This window comes from Roseomonas mucosa ATCC BAA-692 (genome assembly GCF_000622225.1).
Lineage (GTDB): Bacteria > Pseudomonadota > Alphaproteobacteria > Acetobacterales > Acetobacteraceae > Roseomonas > Roseomonas mucosa.
This window is the reverse complement of sequence record NZ_JHWD01000003.1, coordinates 376,265-392,251: the sequence shown is the minus strand read 5'-3', so window position 1 is coordinate 392,251 and position 15,987 is coordinate 376,265. Positions and strand designations below refer to the sequence as shown.

At 70.1% G+C, this 15,987-nt stretch carries 14 protein-coding genes; 7 read left to right on the top strand and 7 right to left on the bottom strand.

Annotated features, from left to right (window positions below; all coding sequences use genetic code 11):
* The first annotated feature begins 11 nt into the window (after positions 1-11).
* Together guaA and BT98_RS0106665 are read left to right on the top strand one after the other, a co-directional pair.
* Positions 12-1,625 carry a glutamine-hydrolyzing GMP synthase gene (gene guaA / locus BT98_RS0106670; protein WP_037250041.1) on the top strand — a complete coding sequence of 538 codons (1,614 nt, stop codon included), beginning with the start codon at positions 12-14 and terminating at the stop codon, positions 1,623-1,625.
* Between the two features lie 89 nt (positions 1,626-1,714).
* Complete coding sequence (locus tag BT98_RS0106665; RefSeq protein ID WP_019460624.1) at positions 1,715-2,746, top strand: amino acid ABC transporter substrate-binding protein; 1,032 nt, start codon at positions 1,715-1,717, stop codon at positions 2,744-2,746.
* A gap of 46 nt (positions 2,747-2,792) precedes the next feature.
* Here the strand turns inward: BT98_RS0106665 and BT98_RS0106660 are convergent, their stop codons facing one another.
* Entirely contained in the window at positions 2,793-3,776 is a 984-nt protein-coding gene (locus BT98_RS0106660) for an endonuclease/exonuclease/phosphatase family protein (RefSeq protein ID WP_019460625.1), read from the bottom strand.
* A gap of 357 nt (positions 3,777-4,133) precedes the next feature.
* Between BT98_RS0106660 and BT98_RS0106655 the strand changes: the two genes are divergently transcribed.
* From BT98_RS0106655 to BT98_RS0106645, 3 genes are all read left to right on the top strand, one after another.
* The gene (locus tag BT98_RS0106655; RefSeq protein ID WP_019460626.1) at positions 4,134-5,999 is read left to right on the top strand and encodes a ribonucleoside-diphosphate reductase subunit alpha; all 1,866 of its coding nucleotides are present in this window, start codon (positions 4,134-4,136) and stop codon (positions 5,997-5,999) included.
* Between the two features lie 136 nt (positions 6,000-6,135).
* Complete coding sequence (locus tag BT98_RS23475; protein ID WP_019460627.1) at positions 6,136-7,203, top strand: ribonucleotide-diphosphate reductase subunit beta; 1,068 nt, start codon at positions 6,136-6,138, stop codon at positions 7,201-7,203.
* Between the two features lie 192 nt (positions 7,204-7,395).
* Positions 7,396-7,674, top strand: a complete 279-nt coding sequence (locus BT98_RS0106645) for a hypothetical protein (protein ID WP_019460628.1) — start codon at positions 7,396-7,398, stop codon at positions 7,672-7,674.
* 21 nt (positions 7,675-7,695) lie between these two features.
* Here BT98_RS0106645 and BT98_RS0106640 read toward each other — a convergent pair whose 3' ends face one another.
* A complete protein-coding gene (locus tag BT98_RS0106640) occupies positions 7,696-8,439 on the bottom strand; it encodes a tRNA1(Val) (adenine(37)-N6)-methyltransferase (protein ID WP_019460629.1) in 744 nt (247 codons plus the stop codon).
* Positions 8,436-8,648, bottom strand: a complete 213-nt coding sequence (locus tag BT98_RS0106635; protein WP_019460630.1) for a putative signal transducing protein — start codon at positions 8,646-8,648, stop codon at positions 8,436-8,438. Before BT98_RS0106635 ends, BT98_RS0106640 begins: the two co-directional genes overlap by 4 nt.
* A gap of 92 nt (positions 8,649-8,740) precedes the next feature.
* Between BT98_RS0106635 and BT98_RS0106630 the strand changes: the two genes are divergently transcribed.
* Complete coding sequence (locus BT98_RS0106630; protein WP_051004772.1) at positions 8,741-9,760, top strand: polyprenyl synthetase family protein; 1,020 nt, start codon at positions 8,741-8,743, stop codon at positions 9,758-9,760.
* Between the two features lie 42 nt (positions 9,761-9,802).
* On the opposite strand, the gene BT98_RS0106625 is transcribed toward BT98_RS0106630, so the two are convergent.
* The 3 genes from BT98_RS0106625 to BT98_RS23470 all read right to left on the bottom strand — a co-directional run bounded on the left by BT98_RS0106625 (position 9,803) and on the right by BT98_RS23470 (position 14,311).
* A complete protein-coding gene (locus tag BT98_RS0106625; protein WP_019460632.1) occupies positions 9,803-10,558 on the bottom strand; it encodes an SDR family oxidoreductase in 756 nt (251 codons plus the stop codon).
* Between the two features lie 430 nt (positions 10,559-10,988).
* Positions 10,989-11,858 carry a transglutaminase family protein gene (locus tag BT98_RS0106620; RefSeq protein ID WP_019460633.1) on the bottom strand — a complete coding sequence of 290 codons (870 nt, stop codon included), beginning with the start codon at positions 11,856-11,858 and terminating at the stop codon, positions 10,989-10,991.
* Entirely contained in the window at positions 11,855-14,311 is a 2,457-nt protein-coding gene (locus BT98_RS23470) for a circularly permuted type 2 ATP-grasp protein (RefSeq protein WP_019460634.1), read from the bottom strand. The genes BT98_RS0106620 and BT98_RS23470 overlap by 4 nt, the downstream gene beginning before the upstream one ends.
* Before the next feature lie 197 nt (positions 14,312-14,508).
* Here BT98_RS23470 and BT98_RS0106610 point away from each other — a divergent pair, with 197 nt between their 5' ends.
* On the top strand, positions 14,509-15,141 hold the full coding sequence (locus BT98_RS0106610) for an HAD family hydrolase (protein WP_019460635.1): 633 nt from the start codon (positions 14,509-14,511) through the stop codon (positions 15,139-15,141).
* A gap of 9 nt (positions 15,142-15,150) precedes the next feature.
* Here the strand turns inward: BT98_RS0106610 and BT98_RS23465 are convergent, their stop codons facing one another.
* Positions 15,151-15,987 carry a creatininase family protein gene (locus tag BT98_RS23465; RefSeq protein WP_019460636.1) on the bottom strand — a complete coding sequence of 279 codons (837 nt, stop codon included), beginning with the start codon at positions 15,985-15,987 and terminating at the stop codon, positions 15,151-15,153.

Sequence of the window (15,987 nt, the reverse complement as noted above, 5' to 3'; positions counted from 1 at the left end):
TTCGCGCCGCCATGGCCGACCCCACCGCGACGACTCCCGTCACCCCAGCCCCCGCCTCGGCGCAAGAGGCCGCTGGGGGGCATGACCGCATCCTGATCCTCGATTTCGGCAGCCAGGTGACGCAGCTGATCGCGCGCCGCCTGCGCGAGAGCGGGGTGTATTGCGAGATCTGGCCCTTCACCGCCAGCGACGACCGTATCCGCGACTTCCAGCCGCGCGGCATCATCCTGTCCGGCGGCCCGGCCAGCGTGAACGAGGGCGAGAGCCCCCGCGCGCCGCAGGCCGTCTTCGACCTCAAGCTGCCGGTGCTGGGCATCTGCTACGGGCAGCAGACCATGTGCGCCCAGCTCGGCGGGCTGGTGGAGAGCGGCCATCACCGCGAGTTCGGCCGCGCCTTCGTCGAGATCACCGACGGTTGCGCCCTGACCCAGGGCGTCTGGGAGAAGGGCGCCCGCGAGCAGGTCTGGATGAGCCATGGCGACCGCGTGACGCGCCTGCCGGAAGGCTTCCGCCCGGTGGGCGTGAGCGAGGGCGCGCCGCTCGCCATCATCGCCGATGACAGCCGCCACTATTACGGCGTGCAGTTCCACCCGGAGGTCGTGCACACGCCGCACGGCGCCGCGCTGCTGCGGAACTTCACGCATGCCGTCTGCGGCTGCAAGGGTGACTGGACCATGGGCGCCTTCCGCGCCGAGGAGATCGCCCGCATCCGCGCCCAGGTCGGCGCCGGCCGGGTGATCTGCGGCCTGTCCGGCGGCGTCGATTCCTCGGTGGCGGCGGTGCTGATCCACGAGGCGATCGGCGACCAGCTCACCTGCATCTATGTCGATCACGGGCTGATGCGCGCGGGCGAGACGGAGCAGGTGCTCGCCACCTTCCGAGACCGCTTCAACATCAAGCTGGTGCACCGCGACGCCTCCGACCTCTTCCTCGGCGCGCTGAAGGGCGTCACCGACCCGGAGGTGAAGCGCAAGACCATCGGCCGGCTGTTCATCGAGGTCTTCGAGGAGGAGCAGGCCAAGATCGGCGGCGCCGATTTCCTGGCCCAGGGCACGCTCTATCCGGACGTGATCGAGAGCGTCTCCGCCACCGGCGGCCCCTCCGTCACCATCAAGTCGCACCACAATGTCGGCGGCCTGCCCGAGAACATGCGCATGAAGCTCGTCGAGCCGCTGCGCGAGCTGTTCAAGGACGAGGTCCGCGCCCTGGGCCGTGAACTGGGCATGCCGGAAGCCATCGTTGGCCGCCACCCCTTCCCGGGGCCGGGGCTCGCCATCCGTATCCCCGGCGAGGTGACGCGGGAAAAGGTGCAGATCCTGCAGCAGGCGGACCTGGTCTTCCTGGAGGAGATCCGCAATGCCGGCCTCTACGACGCGATCTGGCAGGCCTTCGCGGTGCTGCTGCCGGTCCGCACCGTGGGCGTGATGGGTGACGGCCGCACCTACGACCAGGCCTGCGCCCTGCGCGCCGTCACCAGCACGGACGGCATGACGGCGGATGTCTATCCCTTCGAGATCGCCTTCCTGAGCCGGGTTGCCAACCGGATCGTCAACGAGGTGCGCGGGATCAACCGCGTTGCCTACGACGTGACCAGCAAGCCGCCCGGGACCATCGAATGGGAGTAAACCACCGCTTGTTTGGCGGGCGGTAGCACGGCGACGCTCGACCCATCGGCCTCCAACGGAACGGAGGCCCCTGGGAAGGGTAAGACACGATGCGCATGACGAGCGTCGCGGCGGCCGCCCTGGCCGTCGCCATCTCCGCGTTTCCAGCCGCGCACCAGGCTTCGGCCCAGCCCGCCGCCGACACGATGGGGGCGATCAAGGAGCGCGGCTACCTGCTCTGCGGCGTCGCCGGCAACAATGTCGGCTTCAGCCTGCCCGACAGCCAGGGCGTGATGAAGGGCATCGATTCCGATACCTGCCGCGCCGTCGCCACGGCCATCCTGGGCGATGCGAACAAGGTCCGCTTCGTCAACACCACCGCCACCAACCGCTTCACCGCCCTACAATCGGGCGAGGTGGACATGCTGGTGCGCTCCACCACCTGGACGCTGGGGCGCGAGGCGGCGCTGGGCCTCGAATTCGCCGCGGTGAACTTCTATGACGGCACCGGCTTCGCGGTGAAGACGGCCTCCGGCGTGAAGTCGGTGAAGGAGCTCGACGGGGCCTCCGTCTGCGTGCAGCCGGGATCGACCACCGAGCTGAACCTCACCGACTACTTCCGCTCGAACAACATGAAGTTCACCCCGGTGGTGATCGAGAGCATCGAGGAGATCCGCAGTGCCTTCATCAGCGGCCGTTGCGACGCCTTCACCACCGATGCCTCCTCGCTCGCCTCCTTCCGCTTCAGCCAGGGTGCCAATGCCGGCGAGTACACCATCCTGCCGGAGATCATCTCGAAGGAGCCGCTCGGCTCCATGGTCCGCAAGGGCGACTGGAAGTTCTTCGACATCGTGAAATGGACGCACTACGCCCAGCTCACCGCCGAGGAGCTGGGCATGAACTCGAAGAACGTCGAGAGCTTCGTGGACAACAACAACCCCGAGGTCCAGCGCTTCATGGGCAAGAGCGGCGACCTGGGCAAGATGCTCGGCGTGCCGGCGGACTGGGCCGTGCAGGTGGTCAAGCAGGTCGGCAACTACGCCGAGGTCTGGGACCGCAACATCACCCCGATGGGCGTGCAGCGTGGGCTGAACAACCTGTGGAACAAGGGCGGGCTGCAATACCCGCCGCCGATGCGCTGAACATGACGGCCGGGAGGGAGGCCGCGTCCCTCCCGGCCGCGCGTCGTCAGAGGCGCAGCGTCAGCAGGATCGCATCATGGTCGGAAAGGACCTTTCCGACCTCGTCCACCGAGGGCATCACCGCGGGTGCCTCGGCCACCAGGCCGCGCGTGCAGAACCAGTCGAGCTGACGCGGGTTCAGGCCGCTGCTCCAGGTGCTGCGGCGGGTGGTGACGCCGGCGAGGTTGCAGCCGGACCAGTCATAGCCCCGCGCCGCCGCTTCGCCGAAAAGCATCTCCTCCGGATCGTCATGGCCGCCCGGCGCCACTTTCGTGTTGAGGTCGCCGCCGATCAGCACCGGCAATGAGCCGGCATAGGCATCCAGCGCATCCAGCAGCCCGCGCATCTGCCGGGCGCGGCCGGCGAAGTCGGCGCGGCTTTCCAGATGCACCGAGCAGCCGACGAATTCCCGATCGCCGCAGCGGAAGGTGGCCGCCACCGCCATGCGCGTGCCGATGCGCTTCTGCCCGCCGGGCGGGTCGATGAACCAGTCCGCGACCTCGTCCAGCCGGATCGCCACCGGGTCGCGGAAGGGCAGGGCGCTGGTGAAGCCGTTGCCGTGGAAGCCCAGCCTGTTATCGGTCGCGGGATCGTCGTAGGCGACCGGCGCCGGCATGGGTGCCAACTCCAGGAACTCCAGCGCATAGGCATGGCCATGGCCGAGGAAGCCGGCGAGGTCGCGCGTGGTGTGGCGCTGCCCCGTGCGCAGCATGCCGGAATCCATCTCGGAGAGCAGGACCAGGTCCACCCCCTGCTGCCGCAGCAGGCGCGCGGCCGCATCGGGATAGAGGCAGCGCTCCAGGTTCCAGGCCGCCACGCGCAGCAGGCTCTTCTCCACCCCGGCCGGCGCGGCGGCGGATTCGATCTCGCCGAAGGCGGCCACCGAGGCCATGGCCCCGGCATGCGCCTCCCGCAGGGGCGGCAGGGCGGCGAATTCTGCGCGCCGTTCCGCCGGCACGGGCGACAGGTTCTCGACAGGCTTGCTGGGCATGGTGACGGCTTGGATTCCACGGGCTACGGGGAGCGTTCCGCTAGTCACCGGAAGGTGAGGTAGCCAGTGAAGCTTTGAGGTCGGTGCCTCCCGTGGTCTCCGTATCGCCTGTGGAAAACGGGGAAAAGGGGGATAAGGACGGCGCCATCATCCGCCCCGCGGCACCTTGCGAGGGGGAAAAGCAAGGATTGCCGCGGCGTTTCGCGCAATCCGCCCTGTCGGTCTCCAGCCACAACGTCTAGCGGCCTTTCCCTGGAACCCCACCAGATGTGGTGTTAAGAATCCCGCCCCGACTCCCGCGTCGGATTCCGTTTCCGTGTTTCACCGCCCCCGGACCCGCCTAAGGAGAGGACCGCCATGTTCGACGCCGTTCAGCTTGAGGGGCATGGCCAGGTCACCATCGACCGGAGCCGCGACGCGCTGCTGACCGACTTCGGCAAGGCCACGCTCGACGACCGCTACCTGCTTCCCGGCGAATCCTACCAGGACCTCTTCGCCCGCGTCGCATCGGCCTATGGCGACGACGCCGCACATGCGCAGCGGATCTACGACTACATCTCCAGGCTCTGGTTCATGCCGGCGACGCCGGTGCTGTCCAATGGCGGCACCACGCGCGGCCTGCCGATCTCCTGCTTCCTGAACGAGGCGGATGACAGTCTGGACGGCATCCTGGGCCTGTGGAACGAGAATGTCTGGCTCGCCTCCAAGGGCGGCGGCATTGGCTCCTACTGGGGCAACCTGCGCTCGATCGGCGAGAAGGTCGGCCAGAACGGCAAGACCTCCGGCATCGTGCCCTTCATCCGCGTGATGGACAGCCTGACGCTCGCGATCTCCCAGGGATCGCTGCGGCGCGGCTCGGCCGCCGTCTACCTGCCGGTCTCGCATCCCGAGATCGAGGAGTTCATCGACATCCGCCGCCCCACCGGCGGCGACCCGAACCGCAAGGCGCTGAACCTCCACCACGGCGTCCTGATCCCCGACGCCTTCATGCGCGCGGTGGAGGCCGACGAGGAATGGGCGCTGACCAGCCCCAAGGACGGCGCGGTCATCCGCAAGATCTCCGCGCGCGGCCTCTGGATCCGTATCCTGCTGGCGCGCATCGAGCAGGGCGAGCCCTACATCATCTACAGCGACGCGGTGAACAACGCGCGCCCCGAATACCACAAGCTGGCCGGGCTGGAGGTGAAGACCTCCAACCTCTGCTCCGAGATCACGCTGCCCACGGGCCGCGACCAGCACGGGCAGCAGCGCACCGCCGTGTGCTGCCTTTCCTCGCTGAACTTCGAGACCTGGTTCGAGTGGAAGGACCATCCGACCTTCATCGAGGACGTGATGCGCTTCCTCGACAACGTGCTGCAGAGCTTCATCGACACGGCGCCCGACAGCATGGCCCGCGCGCGCTACAGCGCCATGCGCGAGCGCTCGGTGGGCCTCGGCGTGATGGGATTCCACTCCTTCCTGCAGGCGCAGAACGTTCCCTTCGAGAGCGTGGTGGCCAAGGTCTGGAACAAGCGGATGTTCAAGCATATCCGCGCCCAGGCCGATGCCGCCAGCGTCAGGCTCGCCAATGAGCGCGGCCCCTGCCCGGATGCGGCGGAGTACGGCTTCAACGAGCGTTTCTCGAACAAGATGGCGATCGCGCCCACGGCCTCGATCAGCGTCATCTGCGGCGGTGCCTCGGCCGGCATCGAGCCCATCGCGGCCAATGTGTACAACCACAAGACGCTTTCCGGCTCCTTCATCGTGCGCAACCCGCATCTGAAGAAGGTGCTGGCGAAGCACGGCCGCGACGACGACGACACCTGGACCAGCATCACCGTCAGCAAGGGCTCGGTGCAGCACCTAGACTTCCTGGACGATCAGGAGAAGGCCGTGTTCAAGACCGCCTTCGAGCTGGACCAGCGCTGGGTGATCGAGCACGCCGCCGATCGTACGCCCTATATCTGCCAGGCGCAGTCGGTGAACATCTTCCTGCCGGCGAACGTGCACAAGCGCGACCTGCACCAGATCCACTTCCAGGCCTGGAAGAAGGGGATGAAGTCGCTCTACTACTGCCGCTCGCTCTCCATCCAGCGCGCCGACACGATCAGCGAGAAGGTGGCGATGCAGCCCTCGCTGGGCCTGGCCGCCGTGGCGGAGGGGGCGCAGATCCCGCTGCCGCTGGTGGCGCAGCAGGCGGCTGGCGGGACCACCAACTACGAGGAATGCCTGGCCTGCCAGTAGGCGGAGCCGGGTCCGGCGCGGCGGGGGCTCCCCCGGCGGAAGGTGGCGGGGGCCAGCGCCCCGGCATGGAGGCCGCCCCACCGGCCCCTTCCTCGCGCCGCCAACGAGACAGACTGAAAACGCAGCGAGACGCCCCATGCCCGATGGCCACAACCCCTCCGACGAGATGCCGCCGCATTTCGACCTGCTGACCGCCAATCCGGTCTACAAGCCCTTCCGCTATCCCTGGGCCTATGACGCCTGGCTGACGCAGCAGCGCGTCCACTGGCTGCCGGAAGAGGTGCCGATGGCCGATGACGTGAAGGACTGGCAGAAGAACCTGTCCGAGGTGGAGCGCAACCTCGTGACGCAGATCTTCCGCTTCTTCACGCAGTCGGACGTGGAGGTGAACAACTGCTACATGAAGCACTACTCCCAGGTGTTCAAGCCGACGGAGGTGCTCATGATGCTGTCGGCCTTCTCGAACATCGAGACGGTGCATATCGCGGCCTACAGCCATCTCCTCGACACCATCGGGATGCCCGAAACCGAGTACCAGGCCTTCCTCAAGTACAAGGAGATGAAGGACAAGTACGACTACATGCAGGGCTTCTCGGTCGATTCGAAGACCGAGATCGCCAAGACGCTGGCCGCCTTCGGCGCCTTCACCGAGGGGCTCCAGCTCTTCGCCTCCTTCGCGATCCTGCTGAACTTCCCTCGCTTCAACAAGATGAAGGGGATGGGACAGATCGTCACCTGGTCGGTGCGCGACGAGACGCTGCACTGCCTGTCCGTGATCAAGCTCTTCCACACCTTCGTGCAGGAGAATCCGGAGATCTGGACGGAGGCCCTGCGCCGCGAGATCACGCAGATCTGCGAGACGATCGTGGAACACGAGGACGCCTTCATCGACCTCGCCTTCGAGTTGGGCGACGTGCAGGGACTGACCGCGCCGGAGGTGAAGCAGTACATCCGCTTCATCGCCGACCGCCGGCTGCAGCAGCTCGGCCTGGAGCCGGTCTACCGGATCGAGCGCAACCCGCTGCCCTGGCTCGACGAGATGCTGAATGCCATCGAGCACACGAATTTCTTCGAGAACCGTGCCACGGAGTATTCCAAGGCTTCCACAACCGGAAGTTGGGAAGAGGCCTTCGAGGACAGCGTGTTCAACGCCTCCGCCGCGGAATCCAAGGATGTTTCTGTCTCGGAACGCTCCCGGCACTGAGCGAAATCGGAGAAAGCAGGGGAGGCACTGCCCAGGATGACGGGCGGTGTCTCAAATTTGTGTTTCTTCGGTCGAAAATGACGGTACAGTGACGGGGTTTCGTGGCACGCTGGCACCGGATAAATTGGACTGCGTGTATTTGACGAAATGACGTCAATCCATCCGATCATAGCGTGGGGTGCCGGCCTCGACATGGCTGATAACGATAGCAGCGAGACGACAAAGCCGGGCACGCGTCCAGGCTCGGCCCCGCGGCAGACGCGGCGCCTCTCGGACAAGATCCTGATTGCTTTCCACCATGCCTGCGACCAGGAGGATTTCGAGGTCGCGGAGGATCTCCTGCGGCTTCTCGAGGTCATGCTGACCCGCAAGCCGGTGCATCCGGACGTCAACCGGCGCAAGAACATGGAAAGCCTCGTGGCGGCGCATGAGCGGCTCTGGCTGCTGCGCCATCCGGAAGCGCAGGGCTGAAGCGAGGGACGGCCGCGCCGCTCAGCCGGGCAGGGCGGCCCCCTGTCGCAGCACGGCCTCCGCCCCGGCGGACCAGCCCGGGCCCTCATGCAGCACCAGCCCGGGCAGAACCCGGTCCGGCCCCCGCCGCGCCAGCCAGCCCTGCAACATGACCCGCTTCGCCTCCCGCCCAGCCCTTGGCCAGAGCGGGAAGAGCGAGACGGCCCCGAAGCCGGCCCCGCGCAAGGCCGCCCAGCCCTCGCCATGCCGATGCGCGGGCAGGATCAGCGTCGCGGACCCGCCCGGGCGGATGCCCCGGGCCAGGACCTTCGCCCAGAGAGGCAGCGGCACCGGCTCCGCCTCGTGCATCGCCGCCGCCCGGCGCGGATCGGGCGAGGCGGTGCCGCCCGTCCAGTAGGGCGGATTGGCCAGGCCATGCGCCGCGAATCCCCGGCCGGGCAGGGCCTCCGGGCAGGCGATATCCGCGGTTCGGACCTGGGCGCGCCCCTCCCAGCCGTTCCGGCGCAGGTTCTCCGCCGCGAGGGCGGCTAGGCCAGGGTCGCGCTCCACCCCGATGCCTTCGAGGCCCGGGATGCGGGCCAGCAGGCAGAGCAGCGCGGCACCGCTGCCGCAGCCGAGCTCCAGCACCGCCTCCCCGGGCCGGGCCGGGACATGCGCCGCCAGCATCACGGCATCCAGGCCCGCCCGCAGCCCGTCGGCGGGCTGGCGCAGCAGGACCCGGCCATCGAGCAGCCGGTCCTCGGTGAGAATGGGGCCGCCGGTCACGCGCCCGTCTCGCCCGCCTCCCGCAGCACCGTCTCGGCGGCGCGGGCATCCTCCTGCCGGACCGCCAGCCGGCGGGGGAAGGCGCCGATCCCGCCCTCCACGGCGCTGACATGGGCGTCGAGGACGATGGACGGGATGCCCGCATCCCGCAACAAGGCCTGCAGGAAGCTCAGGCGGACCGGGTCGAGGCCCGTGGCCAGGATGTGCATGCGTGCTCCGGCAGGGTTGTGGGCGCGCGCGCCTTGGCGTGGCTGCCCGTCATGGTTATGTTGCCGGCCGGTCTTCTAAGGTCATTTCCTGCTTGAGCGTAGCCGTCACGCCGACGCCCGACGACGAGAATCCCGAGGCTGCGCTCGTGGTTCTGACCAAGCTGGTCCGCGACGATCTGGAGCTGTGCAACCGGCTCATCGTCGAGCACATGGACAGCCCGGTCTCCCTGATCCCGCAGCTCGCCGCGCATATCGTCGCGGCCGGGGGCAAGCGCCTGCGGCCGTTGCTCACCCTGGCCGCCGCGCGCATGTGCGGCTACCGGGGGGAGCGCCATGCCGCCCTGGCCGCCTGCGTGGAGTTCCTGCACACCGCCACGCTGCTGCATGACGACGTGGTGGACGAGAGCTCCCTGCGCCGCGGCCAGGCCAGCGCCAACGCGCTGTTCGGCAACAAGCCCTCGGTTCTGGTGGGTGACTTCCTCTTCGCCCGTGCCTTCCAGCTGATGGTGCGCGACGGCTCGCTGCGCGTACTCGCTATCCTGAGCCAGGCCGCCGCCACGATCGTGGAGGGCGAGGTGCTGCAGCTCGTCATCCAGAACGACACGGCCACGACCGAGGAGCAGTACCTCCAGGTCATCGCCGGCAAGACCGCCGCGCTCTTCGCCGCCGCCACCGAGATCGGCGCCGTGGTGGCCGACCGGCCGGAAGCCGAGGCCCAGGCGCTGCACGCCTATGGCCGCGACCTCGGCATGGCCTTCCAGCTCGTGGACGATGCGCTGGACTATTCCGCGCGCCAGGCCGAGCTGGGCAAGACGGTCGGCGACGATTTCCGCGAGGGCAAGATCACCCTTCCGGTCCTGCTGGCCTTCCAGCGGGGCGACGAGGCGGAGCGCGTCTTCTGGCGCCGGGTGCTGGAGGAGCGGGAGCAGGGCGAGGGCGACCTGGAACGCGCCCTGGAGCTGATGCGCCGACACGACACGCTGGGTGCCACCCTGGCGCTGGCGGAGGATTACGGCCGCTCGGCGCAGCGGGCGCTGGACCTCTTTCCGCAGGGGCCGGAGCGCCAAGCCCTGTCCGACATCATCCGCTTCTGCATCGCCCGCGCCCGCTGAGGCGTGGAACGGGGAGGGCGGCGTCCTCCCCCGTCCGCTGGCTCAGCCGCGCCCGACGAAGGGCATGGCGGTGGCCATGATGGTCATGCTCTGCACATTCGCGTCGAGCGGCAGCGCGGCCATATGGGCCACGGCGCGCCCGACATGTGCCACGTCCATCCGCGGCTCCACCATCATTCGCCCGTCCGCCTGCGGCACGCCCCGGGTCATGCGCTCGGTCATCTCGGTCGCGGCATTGCCCACGTCGACCTGGCCGCAGGCGATGCCGTGCTTGCGCCCGTCCAGGCTGATTGACTTGGTCAGGCCGCTGACAGCGTGCTTGGTGGCGGTATAGGGCGCGCTGCCGGGCCGGGGGGCATAGGCGCTGATCGAGCCGTTGTTGATGATGCGGCCGCCCTTCGGGTCCTGCGCCTTCATCATCGCATAGGCGGCGCGGGCGCAGAGGAAGGCGCCGTTCAGGTTCGCCGCCACCACGCCGAACCAGTCGTCGTCGCTGATCTCGTCGAAATCCACGGCGGGGCTGCCGCGCCCGGCATTGTTGAACAGCAGGTCCAGCCGCCCCCAGCGCTGCTTCACCGTGGCGAAGAGCGCCTTCACCGAGGCCGCGTCGGTGATGTCGGCCGGCACCGGCAGGCAGTGGCCGCCATGCTCGCCCGCCTGCGCCACCGTCTCCTCCAGCGCATCGCGCCGCCGCCCGGCCAGGGCCACCGACCAGCCATCGGCCAGCAACGCCAGCGTGGCCGCGCGCCCAATCCCCGAGCCGGCGCCCGTCACCACCGCGATCCGCGATTCCGTCATCTCGTCCCACTCCCTGGAATGCGGGCGCAGCCTGCGTCGCCCGCGACCTTGCGGCAAGACGAGGGAGACGTGTCATCGAACGGCGGAACGCAGGCCGCCGGACGCGTCGCGAGCCGGTGCCGTCCGCCTTCACGGGTCAGGGCCTTCCGTCACGCGCGCCGTGCAGATTTTTAGGATTTTAGGATTTTAGGATTTTAGCCCTTTATCCGACCGGACGGATGCAGGGCCGTGCCCGGTGTCGCGAACCGGGGGAGTGCCCAGGCTCGTGTTCCCGGGGGGCCGTTGCGCCACGATGTGGGTTGATTTTATTCCTATACCTGAGCGGGCTCCGGGAAGCAAGCGGCGTCGGGGGATCATGCCGGAGAGCATGGCTCCGCGGCGACGGCCGGTGCACGCGCGCCCATGGGTTGGCGCGTTCCGCCGTCCGGAATCAATCCTCGCCGACCGGCGCCAGGTCCACGCCCACTTCCAGCTTGTGCCGCCCGCCGCCCAGGATGATGCCGCGCAGCGGCGAGACGTCGCCGAAATCCCGTCCCCAGCCGAGCAGGACGTGCTCCTCCGAGAGCAGGATGTCGTTGGTCGGGTCCAGATCCAGCCAGCCGAGCTCCGGCCCCAGCCAGGCGCCGACCCAGGCATGGGACATGTCGGCGCCGACGCGGCGCGGCTGCCCCGGCGGCGGATAGGTGCGGATATAGCCGGAGGTATAGCGCGCCGGCAGGCCGAGGGCGCGCAACCCGGCGATCATGACGTGGGAGAAGTCCTGGCAGACGCCTTCGCGCCGCCGCAGCACCTCGTCCACCGGCGTGGCGATGCCGGTGACGCCGGAGCGGAAGCGGAATTCCTTCCTGAAGCGGGAATTCAGGTCCAGCAGCCCTTCCAGCACCGGCCGGCCGGCGGGAAAGGAGGCGGCGGCGAAGTCCCGCGCCGCATCGCCCACCCGGACCATGGGGCTGGGGAAGGTGAACTCCGCGGCCTCCGGATCACGCGGCGCGAGGGCCGCCACAGCCTCCCAGGGCAGGGTCGAGCCGGCCGGGGGAGGGGGCGGGAACCGCACATCCACCACCGCCTCGGTCACCACCTCGAAGCGCTCATGCGGGCTGTCGAGGAAGAGCCAGGTGACATGGTTGCCGAAATGGTCCTGCCCGGTGGTGACCCGGGCGGCCTCCGGCGTGCTGGTCAGGCCCGTGCTCAGCACGCGCTGCGCCGGCAGGTCGCGCGGCGTCAGGCAGAGCATGTGGGTGGCCATCTCCACCGGATGGCCATAGGCATAGCTGGTGACGTGCCGGACGCGCAGGATCATGCCATCCCCCGCCCGATGACCGGCACCAGCGACCGCGCCTGCGGCAGCAGCGTGAAATACTGGCGCGAGATCCCTTCGGCGAGGTTGCCCGCGCGCTCCTCCACCCCCCGCAGCCGGGCGGGCACAACGGCCGCCGGCCCCTCGGCGATGGCGAAGGTCTCCTGCCACAGGGCCTCCGCCTCCCCGGCCAGGCTGTCATCGAGGCCGGCCAGGCTCTCCAGCAGCTCGCGTGCGCGGGCGAACTGGAAGCCCAGCCCGCGGGGGTTGCCGGCATCGGCCAGGACCAGCCGCAGCACGGGTTCCGCCTGCGGCGCGGCCAGGTAGCGCGTGCGGTAGGTGATCACGGAATCGCACAGCTCCAGGGCGAGGCGCAGCCCGGCCTCCAGCCGCGCCGGCGGCTGGTCGAGCGCCATGGACAGGGCGGAGGCGATGGACTGGGCCCGTTCCACCCGGCGCCCGAGGTCCAGAAAGGTATGGGCGCCGCCGCGCACCATGTTCTCCGCCGCCACCCCGGCGACCCCGGCGGCATAGCGCATGGCGGCACGGTGCAGGCGGGACAGGGCTTGCAGGTCGCGCACCTGGGGCAGCTTGTCCCGCATCTCCCGCAAGGGCTGCAGGAAGGCGTCGTGCATGTCGCCGGTCTGGCGGTCGCGCGTGGCCTCGACCAGCCGGGCGATGCGCCCGAAGGCGCGGGACAGGGCTTCATCCGGCCGGGCGGCGCGCAGCAGCGCGCGGCGCAACGGCCCCGCATCCCCGGCAACGGGGAAGTCCTCCACCTTCACCAGCCCGGCGGGCACCAGGCAGCGGGCCAGGGTGTGCAGCTCCGCCAGCTCGTGCGGCAACAGGGCGTCGCGCTCCAGCCGCACCAGGGCGGCGCGCGAAAGGCGTGCGGCGGTGTCCAGCCGCTCCACGTAGCGGCCCAGCCAGAACAGGTTGTCCCCGGCCCGGGACGGCATGCCGGCCGCCATCCGGCGCAGCGCCAGCGGCGGCGACTGGAGGGCGGGAAGCAGCCCGGCCTCCGCCTCGTCCTCCAGCACCCAGACATCCTTGGACAGCCCGCCCTCCGGCACCCGCGTGAAGGCATGGGCGCCGTCCTCCAGGATATGGGCGAAGCCGCCGGGCAGCACCCGCCAGAAGGGGGCGCCGCCCGCGTCGTCGCCGGCCAGGAACATGCGGAGCCGCACGGGAAGCGGCACCTTGGCGCCGGTCCCATCCTCCCCGGCATCGCTCACCCAGCAGGGCGCCTGCGAGGGCGGGGAGATCTCCGTGGCCGCCCAGCCTTCCGGCCGGGCCTCCAGGCGGGCGAGAAGGGCCTGGTTCGACAGGTCCAGAAGCACGGCGGGGCTGCGCGGATCGGTGGCGGAGCGCAGCATCCACCGTTCCGGCGCCGCGCGGACTTCCTCCAGGGCGGCGGGATCGCCCAGCCAGAGCGTGCGCAGCCCCGGCAGGCGCAGCGCCTCGTCCAGCAGCAACTCGCAGAGGCGCGGCAGGAAGGCGGCGAGCGCCGGGGCCTCCGCCATGTCGGCGCCCGGGTCGTTGACGATCCGCACCGCGCCGTTGCGCGCGGCATCCATCAGCCCGACGACGCCGCCCGCGGCGGGGCCATCGGATTCCAGCGGGTCCAGCAGATGCCCCTGCATCCGCCGCAGCAGCGCGCCGATCGGCTGCAGGCCGCGCAGCGTCTTCAGGTAGAGCCGGCCCCGCCGCACGGTGAGGTCCCCCGGCTCCACCGGGATACAGTCCAGCGCCTGGGTCAGCACCACGTTCTCGGCCCAGCTCGGATCGCCCACGGCCGGGGTGAGCAGGGCGATGGCGTCCTCCTCGTGCCCGGGCGGCAGGGCATGGCGGAGCGAGAGCTGCCAGGCCTCCAGGAAGGGGCGCATCGGCCGCAGCGGCACCCGGCGGAACAGCTCCGGCATGGTGCGGGCGAGCAGGCGGCGGTTCTCCAGCGCCTGCGCCAGCCCGGCCATGCGGGCGATGGAATCCCCGGCCACGCGCCACTGCCCGTCCTGGCCCCGTTGCAGGTCCGTCGCCAGCACGCTGAGCATGGGCGGGCGCGGCACCGGGCCGGTGGTGCGGCAGGCGCGCAGGAAGCCTGCGTTGTTGAAGACCAGCTCGGCGGGCAGCAGCCCCTCGGCCAGCAGGCGCCGGGGGCCATAGACATCCTTCAGCACCGCCTGCAGCAGCCGGCCCCGCTGCGCCAGCCCCGCCTCCAGATAGGCGAACTCCCCCGCCGGGATAGGCATGGGCAGCAGGTCGCAGCGCCAGGCCGTCACCCGCTCCTCGGAGGGCAGGAGCGAGGCGATCCCGTCCTCCTCCAGCGCCCGGTGCAGGCTGAGCGCGCGGTCCGACAGGTCCGGGCCGGACAGGCCGGACAAGGCACCCAGGATGCTGCGCCAGTGCGGACGGACCCGGCCCCGGCCGTCCACCATCTCGTCGGCGGCGGCACTCATCCCGGAAAGGGCCCGGCAGGCATGGGGGTGGCGGACGGGAAGGTGGCGCTCATCCTTTCATCTAGCCGGGCTGGCCCCCGCTGCGCCAGCCGCCGTCCCGGCCCGGCGCGCCGATTCCTCCTGGGTGGCTGACTTCCCGGGCGGAAGCGGGCAGTCTGCGCCGCTCCGCCCCACCCCGATCCGGAAGGAAACCCGGCATGGCCGCCGAACCGCGCAGCATCGTCATCTTCGATCTCGGCGGCGTGCTGGTGGATTGGGACCCGCGCCACCTCTACCGCCAGCTCTTCCCCGGGGACGAGGCGGGGATGGAGCAGTTCCTGGCCGGGGTCTGCACCAACGAATGGAACCTGCAGCAGGATGCCGGGCGGAGCTGGGCCGAGGCCACCGCCCTGTTGCGCGCCCAGCACCCGGGGCAGGAGGCGCTGATCGACGCCTTCCACCAGCGCTGGCCGGAGATGATCCGGGGCGCCATCGACGGCACGGTGGAGATCCTGCGCGAACTCCGCGAGGCCGGGGTGCCGCTCTATGCCCTGACCAACTGGTCCGCCGAGACCTTTCCGGTGGCGGAGGAGCGCTTCGACTTCATGGGCTGGTTCCGGGGCGTGGTGGTGTCCGGGCGGGAGAAGCTGATCAAGCCCGACCCGCGCATCTACCGCCTGCTGCTGGAACGCTTCGGGGTGGACCCGCGACAGGCCGTCTATATCGACGACAACCCGGCCAACGCCCAGGCGGCCACCGGCCTCGGGATGCAGGGCATCCACTTCACCTCGCCCGAGCACCTGCGGGCGGCGCTGGTGACGCTGGGCCTGCCGGTGAAGCCGCTGGCCTGACGGCGGGGACTACGGCGCCCCGGATATCCCCCCGTTCATGTCCCCGGGCATATCCCGCAGCCAGGCGTCCAGGTCCACCGCCGCCACCTGCCGCCAGAGCCCGGCCATGCGCCGGGCGGCGAAATCCAGCAGCGCCTCGCCCATCTCCGCCGTGGCCTTCGCGGCATTGCCCACCGCCCCGGCCGGGTTCAGGTCCTGCGCCTGCCAGGCCAGCGTGGCGCCCAGCGAGGAGGCGATGGCCGGGGCCTGCTCCTCCAGCCGCCGGCGGGCGCTGGGGAAGTCGGCCATGGCGGCGCGGTCCACATCCTGGGGCGAAAGGCGCAGCATCAGCGCCGTCTCGTCCCGCCCGGCATGGATGCCGTAGCGGGCCTCCAGCGGATCGGCGAGCTCCCCGGGGCGTCCCATCCGGTCCCAATGGGCGCTGACCGCCAGGATACGGTGCGCGGCGCGGAGGCGGCGGCAGGCGACCTCCAGCATCGCGCCGTTGCCGCCATGGGCGTTCATCACCACCAGCCGCCGCACGCCCGCCCGCGCCGCGCTGGCGCCGATCGCGGTGACGAGCGCGAGGAAGCCTTCCTCGTCCAGCGTCAGCGTGCCGGGGAAGGCCAGGTGCTCCACCGAAAGCCCCACCGCCTGATGGGGCAGCACCAGCAGCGGCAGTTCCGGCGGGCAATGGGTCAGCGCCCGGGCCAGGATGCCGGCATTGATGGTCTGGTCGGTGGAGACGGGCAGGTGCGGCCCGTGCTGCTCCGTGGCGGCGATGGGCAGCACCGCCACCGTGTTCTCCGGCAGGTCACGGAATTCCGGCCAGCGCAGCTCGGCCCAGAAACGCGTGCGGATCGGCAT

Bases quoted from the DNA above. Each gene is read 5' to 3' on its own strand.
- guaA (WP_037250041.1), top strand. From the start codon at position 12: ATGGCCGACCCCACCGCGACGACTCCCGTCACCCCAGCCCCCGCCTCG.
- BT98_RS23465 (WP_019460636.1), bottom strand. From the start codon at position 15,987: ATGCCGATCCGCACGCGTTTCTGGGCCGAGCTGCGCTGGCCGGAATTC.
- BT98_RS0106660 (WP_019460625.1), bottom strand. From the start codon at position 3,776: ATGCCCAGCAAGCCTGTCGAGAACCTGTCGCCCGTGCCGGCGGAACGG.
- BT98_RS23475 (WP_019460627.1), top strand. From the start codon at position 6,136: ATGCCCGATGGCCACAACCCCTCCGACGAGATGCCGCCGCATTTCGAC.
- BT98_RS23470 (WP_019460634.1), bottom strand. From the start codon at position 14,311: ATGAGTGCCGCCGCCGACGAGATGGTGGACGGCCGGGGCCGGGTCCGT.
- BT98_RS0106625 (WP_019460632.1), bottom strand. From the start codon at position 10,558: ATGACGGAATCGCGGATCGCGGTGGTGACGGGCGCCGGCTCGGGGATT.
- BT98_RS0106635 (WP_019460630.1), bottom strand. From the start codon at position 8,648: ATGCACATCCTGGCCACGGGCCTCGACCCGGTCCGCCTGAGCTTCCTG.
- BT98_RS0106665 (WP_019460624.1), top strand. From the start codon at position 1,715: ATGCGCATGACGAGCGTCGCGGCGGCCGCCCTGGCCGTCGCCATCTCC.
- BT98_RS0106655 (WP_019460626.1), top strand. From the start codon at position 4,134: ATGTTCGACGCCGTTCAGCTTGAGGGGCATGGCCAGGTCACCATCGAC.
- BT98_RS0106645 (WP_019460628.1), top strand. From the start codon at position 7,396: ATGGCTGATAACGATAGCAGCGAGACGACAAAGCCGGGCACGCGTCCA.
- BT98_RS0106610 (WP_019460635.1), top strand. From the start codon at position 14,509: ATGGCCGCCGAACCGCGCAGCATCGTCATCTTCGATCTCGGCGGCGTG.
- BT98_RS0106620 (WP_019460633.1), bottom strand. From the start codon at position 11,858: ATGATCCTGCGCGTCCGGCACGTCACCAGCTATGCCTATGGCCATCCG.